This window comes from Cellulomonas sp. HD19AZ1, assembly GCF_004535805.1.
In the GTDB taxonomy this organism is placed as follows: domain Bacteria; phylum Actinomycetota; class Actinomycetes; order Actinomycetales; family Cellulomonadaceae; genus Cellulomonas; species Cellulomonas iranensis.
Map to the genome: position 1 here is coordinate 407,775 of NZ_SPHX01000004.1, position 17,041 is coordinate 424,815.

Annotated in this window: 15 protein-coding genes; 3 read left to right on the forward strand and 12 right to left on the reverse strand. The window is 74.9% G+C overall.

All coding sequences use genetic code 11. From position 1 onward, the window contains the following. Position 1: 1 nt before the first annotated feature. The 4 genes from E4A51_RS10565 to E4A51_RS10575 are packed head-to-tail and all read right to left on the reverse strand — an operon-like array spanning position 2 to position 2,750. A complete protein-coding gene (locus E4A51_RS10565; protein ID WP_134851703.1) occupies positions 2–862 on the reverse strand; it encodes an ABC transporter permease in 861 nt (286 codons plus the stop codon). Next, positions 859–1,764 (reverse strand): ABC transporter ATP-binding protein, encoded by a 906-nt coding sequence (locus tag E4A51_RS10570; protein ID WP_206120025.1) that lies wholly within the window; start codon positions 1,762–1,764, stop codon positions 859–861. Before E4A51_RS10570 ends, E4A51_RS10565 begins: the two co-directional genes overlap by 4 nt. A 47-nt stretch (positions 1,765–1,811) precedes the next feature. After that, positions 1,812–1,949 carry a hypothetical protein gene (locus tag E4A51_RS18365; RefSeq protein ID WP_156442002.1) on the reverse strand — a complete coding sequence of 46 codons (138 nt, stop codon included), beginning with the start codon at positions 1,947–1,949 and terminating at the stop codon, positions 1,812–1,814. 42 nt (positions 1,950–1,991) lie between these two features. Continuing rightward, positions 1,992–2,750, reverse strand: coding sequence for a DUF1266 domain-containing protein (locus E4A51_RS10575; RefSeq protein ID WP_134851705.1), 759 nt, complete (start codon positions 2,748–2,750; stop codon positions 1,992–1,994). A gap of 114 nt (positions 2,751–2,864) precedes the next feature. Here E4A51_RS10575 and E4A51_RS10580 point away from each other — a divergent pair, with 114 nt between their 5' ends. After that, complete coding sequence (locus tag E4A51_RS10580) at positions 2,865–5,402, forward strand: tetratricopeptide repeat protein (protein WP_134851706.1); 2,538 nt, start codon at positions 2,865–2,867, stop codon at positions 5,400–5,402. Positions 5,403–5,420: 18 nt separating this feature from the next. Here E4A51_RS10580 and E4A51_RS10585 read toward each other — a convergent pair whose 3' ends face one another. Further along, positions 5,421–5,843, reverse strand: coding sequence for a VOC family protein (locus tag E4A51_RS10585; RefSeq protein WP_134851707.1), 423 nt, complete (start codon positions 5,841–5,843; stop codon positions 5,421–5,423). A gap of 197 nt (positions 5,844–6,040) precedes the next feature. Between E4A51_RS10585 and E4A51_RS10590 the strand changes: the two genes are divergently transcribed. Together E4A51_RS10590 and E4A51_RS10595 are read left to right on the forward strand one after the other, a co-directional pair. Further along, complete coding sequence (locus tag E4A51_RS10590) at positions 6,041–7,645, forward strand: methyl-accepting chemotaxis protein (RefSeq protein ID WP_134851708.1); 1,605 nt, start codon at positions 6,041–6,043, stop codon at positions 7,643–7,645. A 69-nt stretch (positions 7,646–7,714) separates the two neighbouring features. Further along, positions 7,715–8,140, forward strand: a complete 426-nt coding sequence (locus E4A51_RS10595) for an SRPBCC domain-containing protein (RefSeq protein ID WP_240696441.1) — start codon at positions 7,715–7,717, stop codon at positions 8,138–8,140. A gap of 69 nt (positions 8,141–8,209) precedes the next feature. Here E4A51_RS10595 and E4A51_RS10600 read toward each other — a convergent pair whose 3' ends face one another. The 7 genes from E4A51_RS10600 to E4A51_RS10630 all read right to left on the reverse strand — a co-directional run bounded on the left by E4A51_RS10600 (position 8,210) and on the right by E4A51_RS10630 (position 16,952). Next, positions 8,210–9,394 (reverse strand): family 1 glycosylhydrolase, encoded by a 1,185-nt coding sequence (locus E4A51_RS10600; RefSeq protein WP_134851709.1) that lies wholly within the window; start codon positions 9,392–9,394, stop codon positions 8,210–8,212. An 11-nt stretch (positions 9,395–9,405) separates the two neighbouring features. Then, positions 9,406–10,329 carry an alpha/beta fold hydrolase gene (locus E4A51_RS10605; protein ID WP_134851710.1) on the reverse strand — a complete coding sequence of 308 codons (924 nt, stop codon included), beginning with the start codon at positions 10,327–10,329 and terminating at the stop codon, positions 9,406–9,408. Then, positions 10,326–12,011 carry an ABC transporter ATP-binding protein gene (locus E4A51_RS10610; RefSeq protein ID WP_134851711.1) on the reverse strand — a complete coding sequence of 562 codons (1,686 nt, stop codon included), beginning with the start codon at positions 12,009–12,011 and terminating at the stop codon, positions 10,326–10,328. Before E4A51_RS10610 ends, E4A51_RS10605 begins: the two co-directional genes overlap by 4 nt. Beyond that, positions 12,008–12,961, reverse strand: coding sequence for an ABC transporter permease (locus E4A51_RS10615; protein ID WP_134851712.1), 954 nt, complete (start codon positions 12,959–12,961; stop codon positions 12,008–12,010). The genes E4A51_RS10610 and E4A51_RS10615 overlap by 4 nt, the downstream gene beginning before the upstream one ends. 5 nt (positions 12,962–12,966) lie before the next feature. Beyond that, positions 12,967–13,947 (reverse strand): ABC transporter permease, encoded by a 981-nt coding sequence (locus E4A51_RS10620; protein WP_046529789.1) that lies wholly within the window; start codon positions 13,945–13,947, stop codon positions 12,967–12,969. Positions 13,948–14,025: 78 nt separating this feature from the next. After that, the gene (locus E4A51_RS10625) at positions 14,026–15,678 is read right to left on the reverse strand and encodes an ABC transporter substrate-binding protein (RefSeq protein WP_134851713.1); all 1,653 of its coding nucleotides are present in this window, start codon (positions 15,676–15,678) and stop codon (positions 14,026–14,028) included. Positions 15,679–15,797: 119 nt separating this feature from the next. Further along, entirely contained in the window at positions 15,798–16,952 is a 1,155-nt protein-coding gene (locus tag E4A51_RS10630; RefSeq protein WP_134851714.1) for a LacI family DNA-binding transcriptional regulator, read from the reverse strand. Positions 16,953–17,041 lie beyond the last annotated feature (89 nt).

The window sequence follows — 17,041 nt, forward strand, 5'->3', positions numbered from 1 at the left end:
GTCAGCCGCGCTGCAGGAAGGCGTGGAGGCGGTCGGCCAGCGCGCCCGCGGTCTGGCGCGCGGCCGTGCGGCGCAGCACCGCGGGTGCGGCGACGAGCCCGACGACGGCCCAGGCGAGCAGCACGAGCACGGCGATCTCGGGGTGCCACGCCCCGCCGACCTCGAGCCCCTCGGCACCCGGGGGCAGCGTGGTGGACCGCAGCCCGTGCGCGAGCCAGTACAGCGGGAACGCCTGCACGACGCCGCTCGCCCACCCCGGGACCGTCTGGGGCCCGAACACCCCGGAGACGGCCGACAGCGCGACGACGGGTGCCATGACGAGCAGCAGCACGCGGGTCGTGCGGCCGGCCAGCGCGCCGCCGACGATCCCGACGGGCAGCGTCGCGAGGGTCCCGAGCACGACCCAGCCGACCAGGGCGGCCCATCCGGCGCCGCCCTGGTGCATGGGGTCGCCGAGCAGGAGCGCCCACGGCGCGAGCAGGATGACGAACATGGGCAGCGCGCCGAGCACCTGGGCGAGCACGACGCCGACGGTGTACGTGGTGGTGCCGCGCGGTGTGGTGCGCAGCCGCAGCACGGTGCCGTCCTCGACGTCGGCGGACAGCGCGAACGCGGGCCCCATGACCATGCCGAAGACGACGACGGCCGCCACGATGCCGGGCATCGCGAGGTCGGGGAGCGTCGCGCCGCCCGCACCGGGGACCTCGACGTGCCGCTGCGTCACGAGGTAGACCAGCAGCGCGACGCCGATGACGAGGTTCCAGGCCATGTCGTCGGGTGCGCGGAGCATGTTGCGGAAGTCGGCGAGGCCGCGGCGCAGGCCGAGGCGGACGGCGTGGACGCGGGGCGCGGGCGTGCTCATCGGGTGACCTCCAGCGGCTGGCCGGCCTCGTGGCGGCGGACGATCTCCAGGTAGGCGTCCTCGAGGCTCGCGTGCGCGACCTCGAGGTCGGTGACCTCGGGCGTGGTGGCGAGCAGCTCGCGCGTGAACGCCACGGGGTCGTGCGTGCTGTGCACGTGCCGCTGCCCGCCGCTGGCCCAACGCACCTCGGACGGGCCGGCGACGTCGCGCGCGACGGCGGCGGGGCTGCCGTCGGCGACGATGCGCCCGCCCGCGAGCAGCAGGATGCGGTCGGCGACGTTCTCGGCCTCGGCGAGGTCGTGCGTCGTGAGGAGGACGACCGTGCCGTCGAGGTCGACGACCTCGTGCACTAGCTCGTGGAACTCGCGGCGGGCCGCGGGGTCGAGGCCAGCGGTGGGCTCGTCGAGGATGAGCAGGTCGGGGCGGCCGGCGAGCCCGACGGCGACGTCGAACCGGCGGCGCTGCCCGCCCGAGAGGGTCGCCATGCGCTGGTCGGCGACGTCGGTGAGACCGACGCGCGCGAGCAGCTCGTCGACCGGGCGGGGACGCGGGCGGTCGGGCGTGCCGTAGGGGCGGTACGCGTCGGCGAGCTGGCCGAGGAGCTCGCCGACGCGCCAGCGGCGGTGGTCGCGCCACGACTGCAGCACGACCCCGATGCGCGCGCGCCACGCGTCGTCGCCGCGCTCGGGGTCGACCCCGAGCACGCGGACGTCGCCCGCGTCGCGGCGCCGGAAGCCCTCGACGATCTCGACGGTCGTGGTCTTGCCGGCGCCGTTGGGGCCGAGCAGCGCGACGACCTCGCCCTGCGAGACCTCCAGGTCGATGCCGTCGAGCACGGTCCGGTCGCCGTAGGCCTTGCGCAGGCCGGCGACCGCGATGGCGGGGTCTGCTCTGTGTCCCATGTAGTACATGTACTACAAGGGATCGTAGGTCCGCTACCCCAGCGGGCTCAGAGGATCCCCGACGACACCCGCCGCAGCAGCGCGTGCACGGCCGGCCGCCACTCCTCGCCGTACGTCGCGACGAGCCAGACGCCCACCGCGACCAGCACGAGCGTCACGAGCAGCAGCCCGAGCCGGCGGCGCACGTCAGCGCACCCCCGGCCCGGGGCACCCGCGGCGGAGCGAGGTCACCAGCGGACCGTCAGCCACGGCGAGTCCTCCTGCTCCAGCAGCGAGCGGGTCGCGCTGGTGAACTTGCCGATCTCGGAGTCCAGCGGGTCGCGCATGTTCGACGCCTTCCAGAACGCCCGGCCCACGCAGAACGCGTCGCCGAAGTCCTTCCACGACGCGTACGCCGGGCGCGCGAGGTCCACGGCCTGCGCGATCGCCGCGTACGCGCGCGCCTCGTCGACGAACCCCGCGTCGACCAGCAGCCGGCTCACGTGCACGACGCGTGCGGCGTCCCACGCGACGATCGACGCCGGCAGCGGGTCGACCAGCTCGCCGTGCCCGCCGACCTTCGCCGCCGCGAGCCACCCCAGGTACCACTCGCGCGCCCTCGCGCCGTCGAGCCCGCGCGCGGCGGCCTGCGCCGCGACCTCGTCGGCCTTGGCCTCCGACTCGCGGCGGCCCAGGCGCTGCTCGAACGTCGCCTCGACCGCGGGGCCGACCACCGCGTAGTACCCGCGGTGGCCCTCGGTCAGCAGGAACGCGTACGTCGCGTCGACGTCCTGCGGGCCGTGCACGTCCCACGCGCCCGCGAGGAGCCTGGCGGCCGTGCGCTGGTCGGCCTCCATCGTGAGCGCGTTCATGGGCAGGCTGCCCTCGGCCGCGTGCACGGCGCCCAGCGCGAGGCCGCGCTGCTCGGCGTCCGAGAGCGGGCGCGCGCCCTCGAGCGTGTGGAACGACGACGAGAAGAAGCTCTTGAGGGACGACAGGAATCCCACGGGGTACCTCCGGGACGGCGGGTCAGGACGGGGTCGTCCCCATCGTGCCGGGCGCGCGTCCGGCCGCCCGAGGCGTCCGAACGAACCCGAACGTCCGATGACTAGTCTCGACGGGTGACCTCTCCCGTCGTCCCGGGCGACCCCCGTGGCTGGGACGACCTGACGAGCGCGCTGCGGGCCCTGCGCGCGCACGCGGGGTCGCCGTCGTTCGCGCAGCTCGTGCAGCGCGTCGAGCGCGTCCGCGCCGCACGCGGCGTGCCGGCGGGCGAGCGGCGCCCGGGCCGCGTCACGGTCTACGACGTGTTCCGCGACGGCCGCGCGCGGCTCGACGTCGAGCTCGTCGCCGACGTCGTCCGGGCCCTGGGCGGCGGCGAGGACGACGTGCGCGCGTGGCGCGCCGCGCACGCCGCCGTCGCGGGGCGTGCGGCCGACGCCCGGCCGGCCGCGTCGCCCGCCGCCGCGCCACGCACCACCCTGCGCCCGCTGCCCGACGAGCCCGCCGCCCTCACCGGACGCGCCGCGGAGGTCGACGCGCTCACCACGGCGTGGGACGCGGGCCGCGTCGCCGTCGTCACCGGCATGCCCGGCGTGGGCAAGTCCGCGCTCGCGCACGGCGCCGCGCGCACGTGGGCGGCGGGCACGAGCCGGCCCGTGCTCGTGGTGCCGACGCCCGGCGACGGCGTCGAGGCGCGCGACCTGCTGGCCGACCTCGTCGCGGCTCCCGGTGCGTCGTCCGCCGGTGCCTCGTCCGCCGGTGCGGTGCCCACCGGTGCCCAGCCCGCGGAGGTGCGGACGGGGGACGCCACCCCCGTGCCGCGGGGGCTGCTGCTCGTCGAGGACGTGCCCGACGCGGACGTCGTGACAGCCGTGGCCGACGCGGCCTCCGGGTGGGCGCTCGTCGTCACGTCACGCCGCGCGCTGCCCGAGGTCGCAGGCGTGCACGTGCGCGTCGAGCCGCTGCCCCCCGACGCGGCGGTCGCGCTCATCGCCGCCGTGGCGGGTCCGGAGCGCGTCGCCGCCGAGCCCGATGCGGCGCGCCGTGTCGCGACCGCCTGCGAGGGGCTGCCGCTCGCGCTCGTCGTCGCCGCCGGGCGGATCGCCGGGCAGGAGTCCTGGTCGCTGGCCGACCACGCGCGGCGCATCGAGGCGTCGGCGCACGCGCTGCCCGCGCTCGACACCGCGTACGACGCGCTCGCCCCCGACGAGGCGCGCGTGCTGCGCCGGGTCGCGCTGGTGCCGGCGCCGCTGCCGCCCGTGTGCGTCGCGCTGCTGGTCGGGGCCGACGAGCGGTCGGTGCGCGACGTGCTGTCGGGGCTCGACGACGTGCACCTGGTCCGCACGGGAGCCGACGGTGCCGTGCACCTGCACGCGCTGGTCCGGCGGTACGCCCGCGAACGGGCGGACGCGGTCGACGCGCACAGCGACGTGGTCGCCGCCGTCGGGCGGCTCGGCGCGTGGCTGGCCGAGCGCGCCGCGGCGCGGGTCGCGGTCGTCGCGCCGCACGCCGCCGACACGCCCGCGACCCGCGACGAGGCCGCGGACGACGCCGTCGTCGCGGCCGCGCACGCGTGGCTCGAGACCCACCGCGCGGTGTGCGTCGCGGCGGCGCCCCTCGCGGCGGACCTCGGGCTGACGGACGTCGCGCAGGGCCTGTCGGACGCGCTCGGCCCGTGGTTCGACATGGTCGCGCGCTGGCGCGACGCCCTCGTGGTGCACGGTGCGGCGGCCACGGGCGGCGACCCCGCCGCCGTCGCGCGCGCGTGCCGCGACCTGGGCCGCGCGCACGAGCGGCTCGGGCACTACGACGAGGCGCTCGCGCAGCTCGTGCGCGCCGCAGAGTCCGGGCACGACGCGCGCCCGGGGCAGACGTTCAACCGCGTCGGCAACGTCGAGAAGCGACTCGGGCGGCTCGACGCCGCGGCGGCCGCGTACGCGCGCGCCGAGGACGCCGCGCGGCACGGCGGCGACGCGGTCAGCGAGGGCCGGGCGATCGGCAACCGCGCCGACACGCTGCGCCTGCTGGGCCGCTACGACGAGGCGTGCGACGGCTACGCGCGCGCCCTCGCGCTGAGCGAGCGCGTCGGCGACCGCAACAACGCGGGCATCGTGCGGCTCAACCACGCGACCCTGCTCGAGACGCTGGGCGACCTGCCGCGCGCGCGGACCGTGCTGGGCGCCGCGCTCGACGACGCGCGAGCGATGGGCGACGCGAGCCTCGAGGCGGCGGTGCGGACCGCGCTCGCGAGCGTCGACCTCACGGCCGGCGACCCGCACGCCGCCGTGGCGCAGGTGCGGGCCGCGCTCGCGGGCCGCGCCGACCTCGAGGCCGCGGTCGGTGCGGAGGCGCGCGCCCTGCTGGGGCGCGCGCTCGTCGCCACAGGGGACGTCGACGCGGGCCGTCGCGAGCTGCTCGCGGCCCTCGCTGCCGGCCGCGCGGCGCGCGTGCTGCTCGTGCAGGGCACGGCCGCGCACGCGCTCGGCACGCTCGACCTCGCCGCGGGCCGCGCGGACGACGCCGAGGCGTGGTTCGCGTTCGCGCTCGACGTGGGGACGCGCATCGGCGTCGCGGCGGACGTGACCGCCGCCCGTGACGGGCTCGCGGCCGTCGCGGCGCTGCGCGGCGGCGGTGCGGGCGCCGAGCCGTCGGCCTGAGCGTCGGTCGCGCGCGGCTCAGCCCTGCGGCTGCCCCGCCACGTTGACCAGCCACGTCGTGCCGAACCGGTCCGTGACCTGCCCGAACTCGTCACCCCACGGGGCGACCGCCATCGGCATGACGTCGGTGCCGCCGTCCGCGAGCCGCGCGAACGCCGCGCGCAGCGTCTCGGCGTCCGTCGCGTCGCCGAACAGCGCGACCGCGCCGGGTCGCTCCGGTGCGGGCATCGACGCCGGGGTGTCGGACGCCATGAGCGTCCCGCCGCCGGGCAGCTCGAGCTGCGAGTGCATGACCTTGCCCGCGTCGGCAGGGTCCGACGCCATGCCGAACTCGTCGAACGTGCTCGACGTCGCGGCACCGCCGAAGACGTCGGCGTAGAAGTCCATCGCCGCGCGGGCCTGGTCGCGGAAGCCCAGGTAGGGGCTGAGGCGTGCGGTCATGGTCGGTCCTCCCGAGGGGTGCGTGCCGGTGCAGGTGTCGACCCGGCGGGCCGCGCGGACTCATCGGGCACGCCGCGCCCCGTGGCACACGGGTGCACCTTCACCCGGTCCCTCAAGGTGTATCGATCACACCCGATGCTGAGGGCAGCGAGTCGGCGACCAAGGACGGTCGTGCGCAAGACCAAGGAGGGTTTCTCATGGCCGGTGTCCCACGGGCCAGGGTGACGACGACGCCGTGGCGCTGGTTCGTCGACCGGTCGCTGGGCGTGAAGATCGGCGCGTGCCTCGCGCTGCTCGCGCTCGTGGCCGTCGCCGTCGCGGGCGTCGCGACCGTGCGCATGCAGGCGCTCGCCGGTGCGCAGACGCGGCTCGAGCAGGAGGCCATCGGCCCGTTGCGCGGTGTCTCCGACCTGCAGCGCGCGTTCACGGCCGTGCGGCTCGGCAACGTGCGGCTCATGACGGTGACGGAGGGCGAGCGCCCGGCGACGCTCGCGACGATCGCGGACGAGCGCGAGCAGGTCGGCACGGTCACGGCCGACCTCACCGCGGTCGACGAGGAGCTGGGGCAGCGGCTCGCGGACGCGATCCAGCCGTACCTCGACCTCACCGACCGGTACCACGAGATGGTCGCGATGGACGACCCGCGCGCCCCGGTGTTCCTCAACGACGACCTCGTGGTGCGCGGCACCGACGCCGACGCGGAGATCGCGGCCGTCGTCGAGGAGCTCAACGCGCTCGCGGGCGACACCACCGCCGCGACGTCGCGTCTCGTGGGCACGTCGGTCGTGGTGCTGTGGGTCGTGGTCGCGGGGGCGCTGCTGCTGGCGGCGGGCGTCGCGGTCGTCACGGTGCGCCGCATCCTGCGCTCGGTGCGCGGCGTGCAGGACGCGGTGGTCGCGATGGCCGCGGGCGACCTCACGGTCGAGGCGACGGTCCGCGAGCGGGACGAGATCGGGCGCATGACGGCGGCGCTCACCGAGGCGCAGCGGTCGCTGCGCGAGACGCTGGCGGGCGTGGTCGAGGGCGCGCAGACGGTCGCGGCGGCGACGCAGCAGCTGTCGGCGTCGTCGACGCAGGTGGCGTCCGCGTCGCGCGAGACCGAGCAGCGCGCGGGGTCGGTGGCCGCGGCCGCCGAGCAGGTGTCGCGCAACGTGCAGGCCGTCGCGGCGGGGACCGAGGAGATGGGCGCGTCGATCCGGGAGATCGCGCAGAACGCGTCGGAGGCCGCGCGCGTCGCGGGGCAGGCCACGGACGTCGCGAAGACGACGAACGAGCAGGTCAGTCGCCTGGGCGAGTCGAGCCAGGAGATCGGCAACGTCGTCAAGATGATCACGAGCATCGCCGAGCAGACCAACCTGCTCGCGCTCAACGCGACCATCGAGGCGGCCCGGGCCGGCGAGGCGGGCAAGGGGTTCGCGGTCGTCGCGGGGGAGGTCAAGGAGCTTGCGCAGGAGACCGCGAAGGCCACCGAGGACATCGCGCGGCGCGTCGAGGCCATCCAGGGCGACACCGCCGGGGCCGTCGCGGCCATCGGCGACATCTCGCGGATCATCGCGGCGATCAACGACTTCCAGCTCACCATCGCCTCGGCCGTCGAGGAGCAGACCGCGACGACGACCCAGATGTCCCGGTCCGTCACGGAGGCCGCGACCGGCTCGGGCGACATCGCCGGCACCATCACCGGCGTCGCGACCCAGGCGACGTCCACCAACGAGGCGATGGACCAGGTCACGACGTCCGTGGCCGACCTGGCCCGGATCGCGGCCGACCTGCGCGCCCGGACGGCCCGGTTCACGTACTAGGGGTTCACGTACCAGCGGTTCACGTACTCGGGTGCTCCGACGACGGTCCCGGGTCGGTAGCGTGCTCGCGTGCTGCGTGACTCGGTGACGGTGAGGACGAGGGTCGACGCGTCCCTCGACGTCGTCTGGCGACTCCTGACGGTCGGGCGGGACGCGTGGTGGCCCGAGATGCGCTTCGACGCCGTCGTCGGCTCGCCGCTCGTCGAGGCCTGGACCGAGGACGGCGTCGAGGCGACGGCCACGGGCCGCGTGACCAGGTGCGACCCACCGCGGCTGCTCGCGTTCGTGTGGGCCGAACCGACGTGGGAAGGTCCGCTCGAGGTCGTGGTCCGTCTGACCGCGGACGGGACGTCCACCGTGGTCGACCTGGCCGAGACGGGGTTCGTCCGCGCACGGACCCCGCGCTCGCTGCCCGACGAGCACGAGGAGGGGTGGCGCTACCACCTCGCGCGGTGGAAGCGCGCGAGCGAGGGCGGCGACGTCGACGGCCGGTGAGCGCGGGAGGCGGGACGCCGACGCCGGCGCACGGGAGGGGTGGCCCGTGCGCCGGCGTCGTCCCGACCGTCAGCGGACGGTCAGGGCGTTCGCCCGCGCCTGCTCGCCGAGCCACGCCAGACTCGGCTTGGGGCGGCGCTCGAACGTCTCGGGGTCCCAGCCGACCAGGCCGAACGTGGGACGGAAGCCGCTGGCCCACTCGTAGTTGTCGAGCAGGCTCCAGTGCAGGTAGCCCTCGACCGTGACGCCGTCGGCGATCGCCGCGTGCAGGTGCGCGAGCGCGGCCTCGGTGTAGTCGATGCGGCGCGCGTCGTCGGCCGTCGCGATGCCGTTCTCGGTGACGAACACCGGCACGCCGCCCGTGAGCTCCCACGCCGAGCGCACGCCCTCGGCCATCGCCGGCGGGTAGTACTCCCAGCCCGTGAGGGTCGTCTCGACGCCCTCGGGCACCTGCCGCGGGCCGTCGGGGCCGATGATCGTGCGCGTGTACGCCTGCACGCCGACCCAGTCGTCGCCCTTCGACATCTCCAGGTACCAGTCGTCGCGCGGGTAGCCGTACGCGTGCTTGACGTCCTCGCATCCCGGCTCCGCCTGGAACGCCTGCGTCGCGATCGTCCAGCCCGACCGCACGCCACCGACGCCTGACAGCACCTCCTGCGCGCGGTGGTGGCACTCGAGCAGCGTGTCGGCCACCGCGAGGTCCGGCGCGGGCAGCCCGTACGCGACCAGGTTCGCCGGGTCCTCGCCCCCCGCGATCATCGCCGCGATGTTCGGCTCGTTGATCGTGCAGACCCACTCGACGTCGTCGCCCAGCACGGGCAGCGCCGCCTCGACGTACCGTGCGAAGCGGTCCGCCGCGTCGGCGGCCCGCCACATGCCCTCCTGGTAGAACCAGCGCGGCACCGTGAAGTGCATGAGCGTGACCATGGGCGTGACGCCCAGCTCGAGCGCCGTCTCCACCATGCGCCGGTAGTGCGCGACCTCGGCGCGGGACACGAAGCCCTTCTCGGGCTCGATGCGCGCCCACTCGATGCTGAACCGGTACGTGTCCAGGCCCGCGTCCTTGAGGAGCCGCATGTCCTGCGCGTAGCGGTGGTAGGAGTCCGCGGCGTCGCCCGACGGCTCGACGATCGTCGTGCCGGGCGCGTGCTCGCGCACCCACCAGTCGCTGGTGACGTTGTTGCCCTCGATCTGGTGCGCGGCGGTCGCCGCGCCCCAGCGGAATCCGTCGGGGAACTGCAGGGTGTGTGCCACAGGGCTGTCCTTCACTCGGTTGCAGGGCAGGAGGACCAGAAGCCGACCAGCAGGTCGGCCGTGGCCTCGGGGGTCTCGAGGTTCGGCGAGTGCGCCGCGCCGGGCAGCACCGCGTAGCGCCCGCCCACCTGCTCGGCGGTGCGGCGCTGCCACGTCTGCGGCCAGGCGACGTCGTCGTGCTCGCCGTGCGCGACCAGCACCGGGAGCGCGGTGGCGGCCAGCGCGGGGGTGACGTCGGCGGGGTCGGCGAGGATGTCGATCGCCGCGACGAGCTGCGCGGTGCTCGTGGCCCGTGAGCGCTCGCGGTGGAACGCGGCCTCGGGGTCGAGCTCGACCGGTTCGCCCTGCGCGAGGCGCCAGGCGAGGTCGGGGTTGTCGAGGGTCCACAGGTCGGCGGCGCCGCCCGCGGCGAGCAGCCGCGCGCGCAGGTCCGCCTTGCGGCCCGGCCAGCCGTGCGGGCCCGAGCACAGCAGCGTGAGCGACCGGAACGCGCCCGGGTGGTGCACGGCCGCGGCGGCCGCGACGGTCCCGCCGAACGAGTGGCCGAGCAGGTGCACCGGGGTCCCGAGCAGCGCTGCGACCTCGTGCACGTCCTCGACCAGGCGGTCGAGCGCGTGGTCCGCCGTGCGGGGGAGCGCGCCGGAGTCGCCCTGCCCGCGCTGCGAGATCGCCCACGCGTCGACGCCCTGCGCCGCGAGCAGCGGCAGCAGCACGCGGTGGTCCTCCTTGGACCCCGTGAACCCGGGCACCAGCAGCGCCGTGGCGCGGACCTCGCCCGCCGGCCGCGCGCGCAGCGCGGTCAGCTCGACCTCGGACAGCCGCAGCCGCAGCGGCTCGACGCCCGCGGGCAGCGCCAGGCCGCCGAACGGCCGCCCGGGCGTGACGACGCCGGTGCCGGGCACGACGTCCGGTCGGACCTGCTCAGGGGCCGTCACGACGCCTCGAACCGTCGGGCGGGCTGCGGCACGGCGGCCAGCAGGCGGGTCGTGTAGTCCGCCTCGGGGAACCGCAGCACGCGCACCGTCTCGCCGCGCTCCACGACCGTGCCGTGGTGCAGCACCATGATCTGGTCGGCGATGACGCGCGCCGAGAGCAGGTCGTGCGTGATGTAGAGCAGCGAGACGCCCGTCTCGCGGCGCAGCTCCTGCAGCAGCGCGAGCACGCCCGCGCGCAGCGACACGTCGAGCATCGACACGGGCTCGTCGGCGACCAGCACCTGCGGGTTCGACGCGAGCGCGCGCGCGATGACGACGCGCTGGCGCTGCCCGCCGGACAGCTGGTGCGGCAGCTTGGCGGCGAACTGCTCGACCGGGGTCAGGCCCACGGTCTCCAGCAGCTCGAGCACGCGGGCCCGCGCGGCCTCGCCGCGCAGGTCGGTGAAGTTCTCGACCGGCCGGGTGAGCGTGTACTCGACCGTGCTCAGCGGGTTGAGTGCCGAGTACGGGTCCTGGAACACCATCTGGACGTCGGCGTGCAGGCGGCGCAGCTGGCGGCGGCGCATCCGGTCGACCCGCTGGTCGCCGAACCGCACGGTGCCGCTCGTGGGCCGCTCGACGCCCGTGAGCATCTTGGCGATGGTCGACTTGCCGGACCCGGACTGGCCGACGAGCGCGAGCGCGCCGCCCGGCTCGAGCGTGAACGACACGTCGTCGACGGCCGTGACGGGCTGCTCGCCGCGCCGCGGCGCCGGGTACACCTTGGACACGTGCTCGACGACGACCGCGTCGCGCGCGGCGCCGGCGTCGGGCCCCGCCGCGGTGCCGCGCACGGACGCCGCGGTGCCGCCCGCCGCGTCGACCGTGCGCGAGCTCAGGCCCGGCAGCTCGACGACCTCGGCGCGCGGGTCCGCGTAGTGCGAGAGCAGCATGCGCGTGTACTCGTGCCGCGGGTGGCGGTACAGCTCGCGCGCGGGGGTGTCCTCGACGACGCGACCGTCGTGCATGACCGCGACGCGCTCGGCGGACTCCAGCACGACTCCGAGGTCGTGCGAGATGAGCACCGCGGTGAAGCCCTCGGCCTTCTGCAGCTCGCGGATCGTGTCCATGACGGCGTGCTGCACGAGCACGTCGAGCGCGGTGGTCGGCTCGTCGAACACCATGAGGCGCGGCTCGAGCGACAGGGCCAGCGCGATGGACACGCGCTGCCGCATGCCGCCCGACAGCTCGCCGGGGTACCGGTCCAGGACGGTCGCGGGCAGCTGCACCTTGTCGAGCAGATCGACCGCGCGCGCACGCCGCCGGGGCGCCGGCACGTGGCCGTGGGCCGCGAACACGTCGGCGAAGTGGTGCCCGACGGACCGCACGGGGTTGAGCGCGTTCATGCCGGACTGCAGCACCATCGCGAACCCGCCGCGGCGCTGCGCGCGCAGCTCCTCGGCGCCCATGCCGGCGATGTCGGTGCCGTCGAACACGATCCGCCCCGACGCGATGCGCGCGGGCGCCTTGGCGAGCCGCGTGATCGCGAAGCCGAGCGTCGACTTGCCCGAGCCGGACTCGCCGACCAGGCCGACGAACTCGCCCTGCTCGAGGCTGAGGCTGACGCGGTCGACGGCGGTCGTGGGCTGCGCGCCGCGCGGCTCGTAGACGACCGTGAGGTCCTCGATCTGCAGCAGGCTCATCGGCCGGTCCCTTCCCGCAGGCGCGGGTTGGACAGGCCGTCCACGCCGAAGTTCACGAGGGTCATGGAGGTGGCGAGGAGCGCGATGCACAGGCCGGGCGCGAACAGCAGCACCCACTGGCCGGTGAGGATCGCCATGGAGTTCTGGGCCCAGAAGATCATCGAGCCCCAGCTCACGGTCGACATGTCGCCCAGGCCGAGGAACGACAGGCCGGACTCCGCGAGGATCGCGGCGGTCGCCGCGCCGAAGAACGACGCCGCGATCATCGACGTCATGTTCGGCAGGATCTCCCGGAACACGACGCGCGCCGGGCGCTCGCCCGAGAACACGGCGGCCGTGACGAAGTCGCGCGAGCGCAGCGACCGGGTCTGCGAGCGCAGCACGCGCGCACCCCACGCCCACCCGGTGAGCACGACGACCAGGATGATCATCGGCAGCCCGCCGTTCTGCAGGTACGCCGCGATGATGATCATGAGCGGCAGGCCCGGCATCACGAGGAACAGGTTGACCAGGAAGTTGACGACGTCGTCGCCCCAGCCGCGCAGGTAGCCCCACGACAGGCCGATGACGACCGCGACGAGCGTCGACAGGCCGCCGGCGACGAAGCCGACGAGCAGCGAGATCCGCGCGCCGTAGATGACCTGCGAGAGCACGTCCTCGCCGTTGCCGGTGGTGCCGAGCCAGTGCGCGGCGGACCCGGCCTCGTTGCGGCCGAACGAGTCGTCGTGCGGGCCGTACGGCGCGAGCACGGGCGCGAGGACGGCCATGAGGACGAACGCGCCCAGCATGACGAGCCCGACGCGGGCCTTGGGGTTGGCCCACACGGTCGCGAACCCGCGGCCCACGACCTGCAGGAAGCGCCCGGTGCGGGTGCGGCTCGTGCGGCGCGGCGGCCCGGGGACCACCTGCGGCTCGGTGCCCGCCGCGGTCACGGCTGTCGGTTCGGTCATGTCGCTCACCGCCTCGTCCGGGGGTCGAGGACGCCGTAGAGGATCTCGACCAGGAAGTTCGCCACGAGCACGCTGACCGTGATCATGAGGAACAGCGCCTGCATCAGGGGGAAGTCCTGGTTGGTCACGGCGTTGAACAGCAGGTACCCGACGCCCGGGTAGTTGAAGACCTGCTCGACGAGCAGGGACCCGCCGACCACGCCGCCGAGGGCCATGCCGAAGCCCGTGAGGTTCGGCAGGATCGCGTTGCGGGCGGCGTAGCGCAGCGCCACGGTGCGGCCGCGCAGGCCGTTGGCCTCGGCGAACGTCACGTAGTCCTCGCCGAGGGTCGTGATCATGGTGTTGCGCATGCCGAGGATCCAGCCGCCGAGGGACGTCAGCAGGATCGTGAGCGCGGGCAGCGCCGCGTGGTACAGCGCGTCGCCGACGAACTCGGCGGAGAACGTGGGGACGGCGGTGGCCGAGTAGGCGCCCGACGTCGGGAACCAGCCGGCGACGTAGCCGGCGAAGAACAGGATGAGCAGCGCGGTCCAGAAGTAGGGGAACGCGGACAGGAAGCTGCCGGTCATGGTCGGCACCGAGTCCATCCAGGTGCCGCGCCGCCAGGCCGCGCCGACCCCGATGAGGGTGCCGAGCACGAACGCGACGACCGTCACGAGCCCGACCATCACGAGCGTCCAGGGCAGCGCGGCCGCGACCAGCTCGGAGACCTGCTGCGGGAAGAACGTGTACGAGACCCCGAAGTCGAGGGTCAGGACGTTGTGCAGGTAGCTGACGTACTGGTCCCACAGGTTGCCGTCGGGCAGGCCGAGCTGCACCTCGATGGCGCGCTGCACGGCGGGGGAGACGGGGCCGTTCTGGGACAGCCGGGCGATGGCGGCGTCGGCGGGCGAGCCGGGCATGAGCCGCGGCAGCACGAAGTTCAGCGTCACCGCCGCCCACAGCGTCAGCAGGAGCAGACCGAGCTTGCGCAGGGCGTAGCGCACCGGAGCCTCCTCGTGTCGGGTCGGGTGGGTCGTGCGGGGGGTGCCCGGGCGCGTCGTGGCCGCGCCCGGGCACCGCCGTCAGGAGGCCGGCTCGAGGCTCGTGAGGATGAGCAGCGGCGTCTGGTCCCACGTCTTGGGGGACGCGTACGGGTCGTCGGCGCTGGGCCAGCCGGTGAACGACTTGGTGGAGAACAGGCCCCACGACCCGCCGTAGAACAGCGAGATCATCGGCAGCTGCTCGTAGGCGATGGTCTGCAGCTCCTGCGCGATCTCGGCCTGCCGCGCGTCGTCGACGGTGACCTTGAGCTCGTCGAGCAGGGCGTCGGCCTCGGGCGACTGGAACCGCCCGAAGTTGCCCGACGCGGTGGTGCCGACGTCCTGGTAGAACCGCGCGCCCATCATGCCGCTGAAGTCCTGGTACGGCTGGCCGGTGCCGCCGACGGTGCCCATGACCATGTCGAACTCGCCCGAGCGCATCTCGCGCTGGTAGGCCGCGGGCTGCGGCTGGACGACCTCGACCTCGATGCCGAGCGCGCCGAGCTGCGTCTTGACCTGCTGGACGCCCTGCAGCCAGTCGGACCAGCCGTTGGGGGTCGTGATCCGGATGGTCAGCTGCTGGCCGTTCGCGTCGACCATCTTGCCGCCGGCCTGCGTGTAGCCCGCGGCGGCGAAGTGCTCGAGCGCCGCGTCGGTGTCCTGCTCGACGATCCCCTGGTTCGGCAGGTCGGGGTCGAGGATCTTCTCCTGCGCGGGGAGCATGAGGCCGCTCTGGCTGGCCTGGTCGACGTAGCCCTGCTCGGCCTTGTCGGCGATGGCCTGCTTGTCGAGCGCGGCCGCGATCCCCTTGCGGAAGTCGAGGTTGTCGTACGGCGCCTTCGTCATGTTGGGGATGAGCGCGATGGTCGCGCCGGCCGGGTACCAGTACGTGTTGTGCTCGGGGTCGGCCTTGACCCAGGTGTCCTCGACGTCGCTCATGAACGCGTACGCCCAGTCGTAGCCCTTGTTGACGATGTCGAGCTCGGAGTTCGCGGCGGGCTGCACGAGCCGGTCGGCGGCGACCTTGTCGGCCTGCCAGTAGGTCTCGTTCTTCACGAGCGTGTACTGGTTGGGCGTGAAATCGCCGAGCGTGTAGGGCCCGGTGCCGACCGGGTCCTCGTTGGTGAACGTCACGGGGTCGTCGACGTCGGCCCACAGGTGCTCGGGCACGATCATGGTCTGCGCGATGATGACGGCGCCGGGCACGTCCTCGCTGGACAGGTGCACGATCACGTCGGACCCGTCGGCCTCGACCGAGGCGATGTGCTCGCCGACGCCGCGCAGGTCGAGCTGCGGGTGCTGCAGCAGCAGGTCGAACGTGAAGACCACGTCGTCGGCGGTGAACTCCTCGCCGTCGGACCAGGTGACGCCGTCGCGCAGGTGGAAGACCACGGTGCTCGCGTCGGGCTGCTCGTAGGACTCGGCGAGCCAGGGCGTCTCGTCGCCGGACATCTCGTTGACGATCACGAGCGGCTCGTAGATGTAGCTCGCGGTGTTGCGCTTGTTCGACGAGTACGGGTTGAAGTTCCGCTCGAAGGTCGGCGAGCCGTTGTCGGCGCCGATGAGCATCGAGGTGGAACCGTCGGCGGCGGCACCGCCGCCCGAGGTCTGGACCGGGGCCGCACAGCCCGTGGTCACCAGCACGGCCGCGGTCGCCGCGGCCATGGCGGCGTGGGTCCAGCGCGAGCGGGTCATGAGTCGTTCTCCTCCACGTCGAGGACGGCCCGGGGGCCGTGCGCCGGGGGTGCGCGCGGTCGACTGTATGCGCTTACATCGGACACGGCAACACCTCCCGCCGGCGCACCCCGGCGGCGTCAGCCGGCCGGGGGAGCGACGGCCGCGGCCGGGCCCGGGGTCGCGCGCGCGGTGGGAGCGCACCCGCACGACCTGCGCAGCAGCACCCGCACCGGCAGGTTCAGCGTCGCCGTCGGCAGGCTCGGGTCCGCCATCCGGCGCCGCAGCCGGTCGACCGCCGCGCGCCCCAGCTCGACCATCGGCTGCCGCACGGTCGTCAGCGGCGGCGACGCGGTCAGCCCCGCGTCGATGCCGTCGAACCCGGTCAGCGCGACGCGGCCCGGCACGTCCACGCCCGCGGCCGCGAGCTCGTCCAGGAACCCGAGCGCCGTCTGGTCGTTCGAGCACACGAGCGCGCGCGGCAGGTCGCCCGCGGCGAGCAGGCGCCGCGCGAGCGTGCGCGCCGTCGTCCGCGTGAAGTCGCCGCGCGCCGCGGGGGCGTCGGGCACGGGCAGGCCCGCCTCGGCGAGCGCCGCGCGGAACCCGAGGAAGCGCTCGGCGTCGTCGGGGGAGTCCGCCGAGCCGCCGACGAACGCGAGGTCGCGCAGCCCGTGGTCGGCCACGAGGTGCGTGGTCAGCGCGCGCATGCCCGCCGCGTTGTCGACGCTGATGTGGTCGTGCGGGTCGCCGTCGATGCCGGGCCCCGCCATGACCACCACCGGGATGCGGCGCGCGATGTGCGCCAGCACGTCGTCCGGCACCGTCGCGGACAGCACCGCGAGCCCGTCGACGCGCCCGGCCAGGTCCGACACCGTCGCCGCCGACGCGGGGCCGCGCGCGACCGCGATCATCACCGCGAGCCCGGTGCGCCACGCCTCGAGCTCGGCGCCGCGCATGACCTCGCCCATATACAGGTTGCCCGGGTGCACGTCGGGCGCCTGGCCCGTGTCGACGACCACCTCGACCGCCTGGCCCGCGGGCACGGGCGCCGGGACCGACGCCGGGTCGTCGATGCCGTCGACGTCGGGGAAGCACAGGCCCAGCACGCCCGTCTGGCGGGCCGCGAGGCCGCGCGCCGCGCCCGACGGCACGTACCCCAGCTCCTGGATCGCGGCGTGCACGAGCGCACGCGTCTCGGGTCGCACGTCTTCGGGGCGGCGCAGCACGCGCGACACCGTCGCGGTCGACATCCCGACGTGCCGGGCGACGTCGTACACCGTGGGGGTCTTCGGCACTGGTCCTCCCTTGCCCTGTCCCGGGCGCGTCGTCGCGCGGACGTCGCACGGCCCGTGCGGGCGGCGACGGCCCGCGCCGCGCCCGCCGG

Excerpts from the sequence above, each read along its gene's own strand:
- E4A51_RS10565 (WP_134851703.1), bottom strand. The coding sequence starts at position 862 with ATGAGCACGCCCGCGCCCCGCGTCCACGCCGTCCGCCTCGGCCTGCGC.
- E4A51_RS10570 (WP_206120025.1), bottom strand. The coding sequence starts at position 1,764 with ATGGGACACAGAGCAGACCCCGCCATCGCGGTCGCCGGCCTGCGCAAG.
- E4A51_RS10585 (WP_134851707.1), bottom strand. The coding sequence starts at position 5,843 with ATGACCGCACGCCTCAGCCCCTACCTGGGCTTCCGCGACCAGGCCCGC.
- E4A51_RS10590 (WP_134851708.1), top strand. The coding sequence starts at position 6,041 with ATGGCCGGTGTCCCACGGGCCAGGGTGACGACGACGCCGTGGCGCTGG.
- E4A51_RS10610 (WP_134851711.1), bottom strand. The coding sequence starts at position 12,011 with ATGAGCCTGCTGCAGATCGAGGACCTCACGGTCGTCTACGAGCCGCGC.
- E4A51_RS10615 (WP_134851712.1), bottom strand. The coding sequence starts at position 12,961 with ATGACCGAACCGACAGCCGTGACCGCGGCGGGCACCGAGCCGCAGGTG.
- E4A51_RS10625 (WP_134851713.1), bottom strand. The coding sequence starts at position 15,678 with ATGACCCGCTCGCGCTGGACCCACGCCGCCATGGCCGCGGCGACCGCG.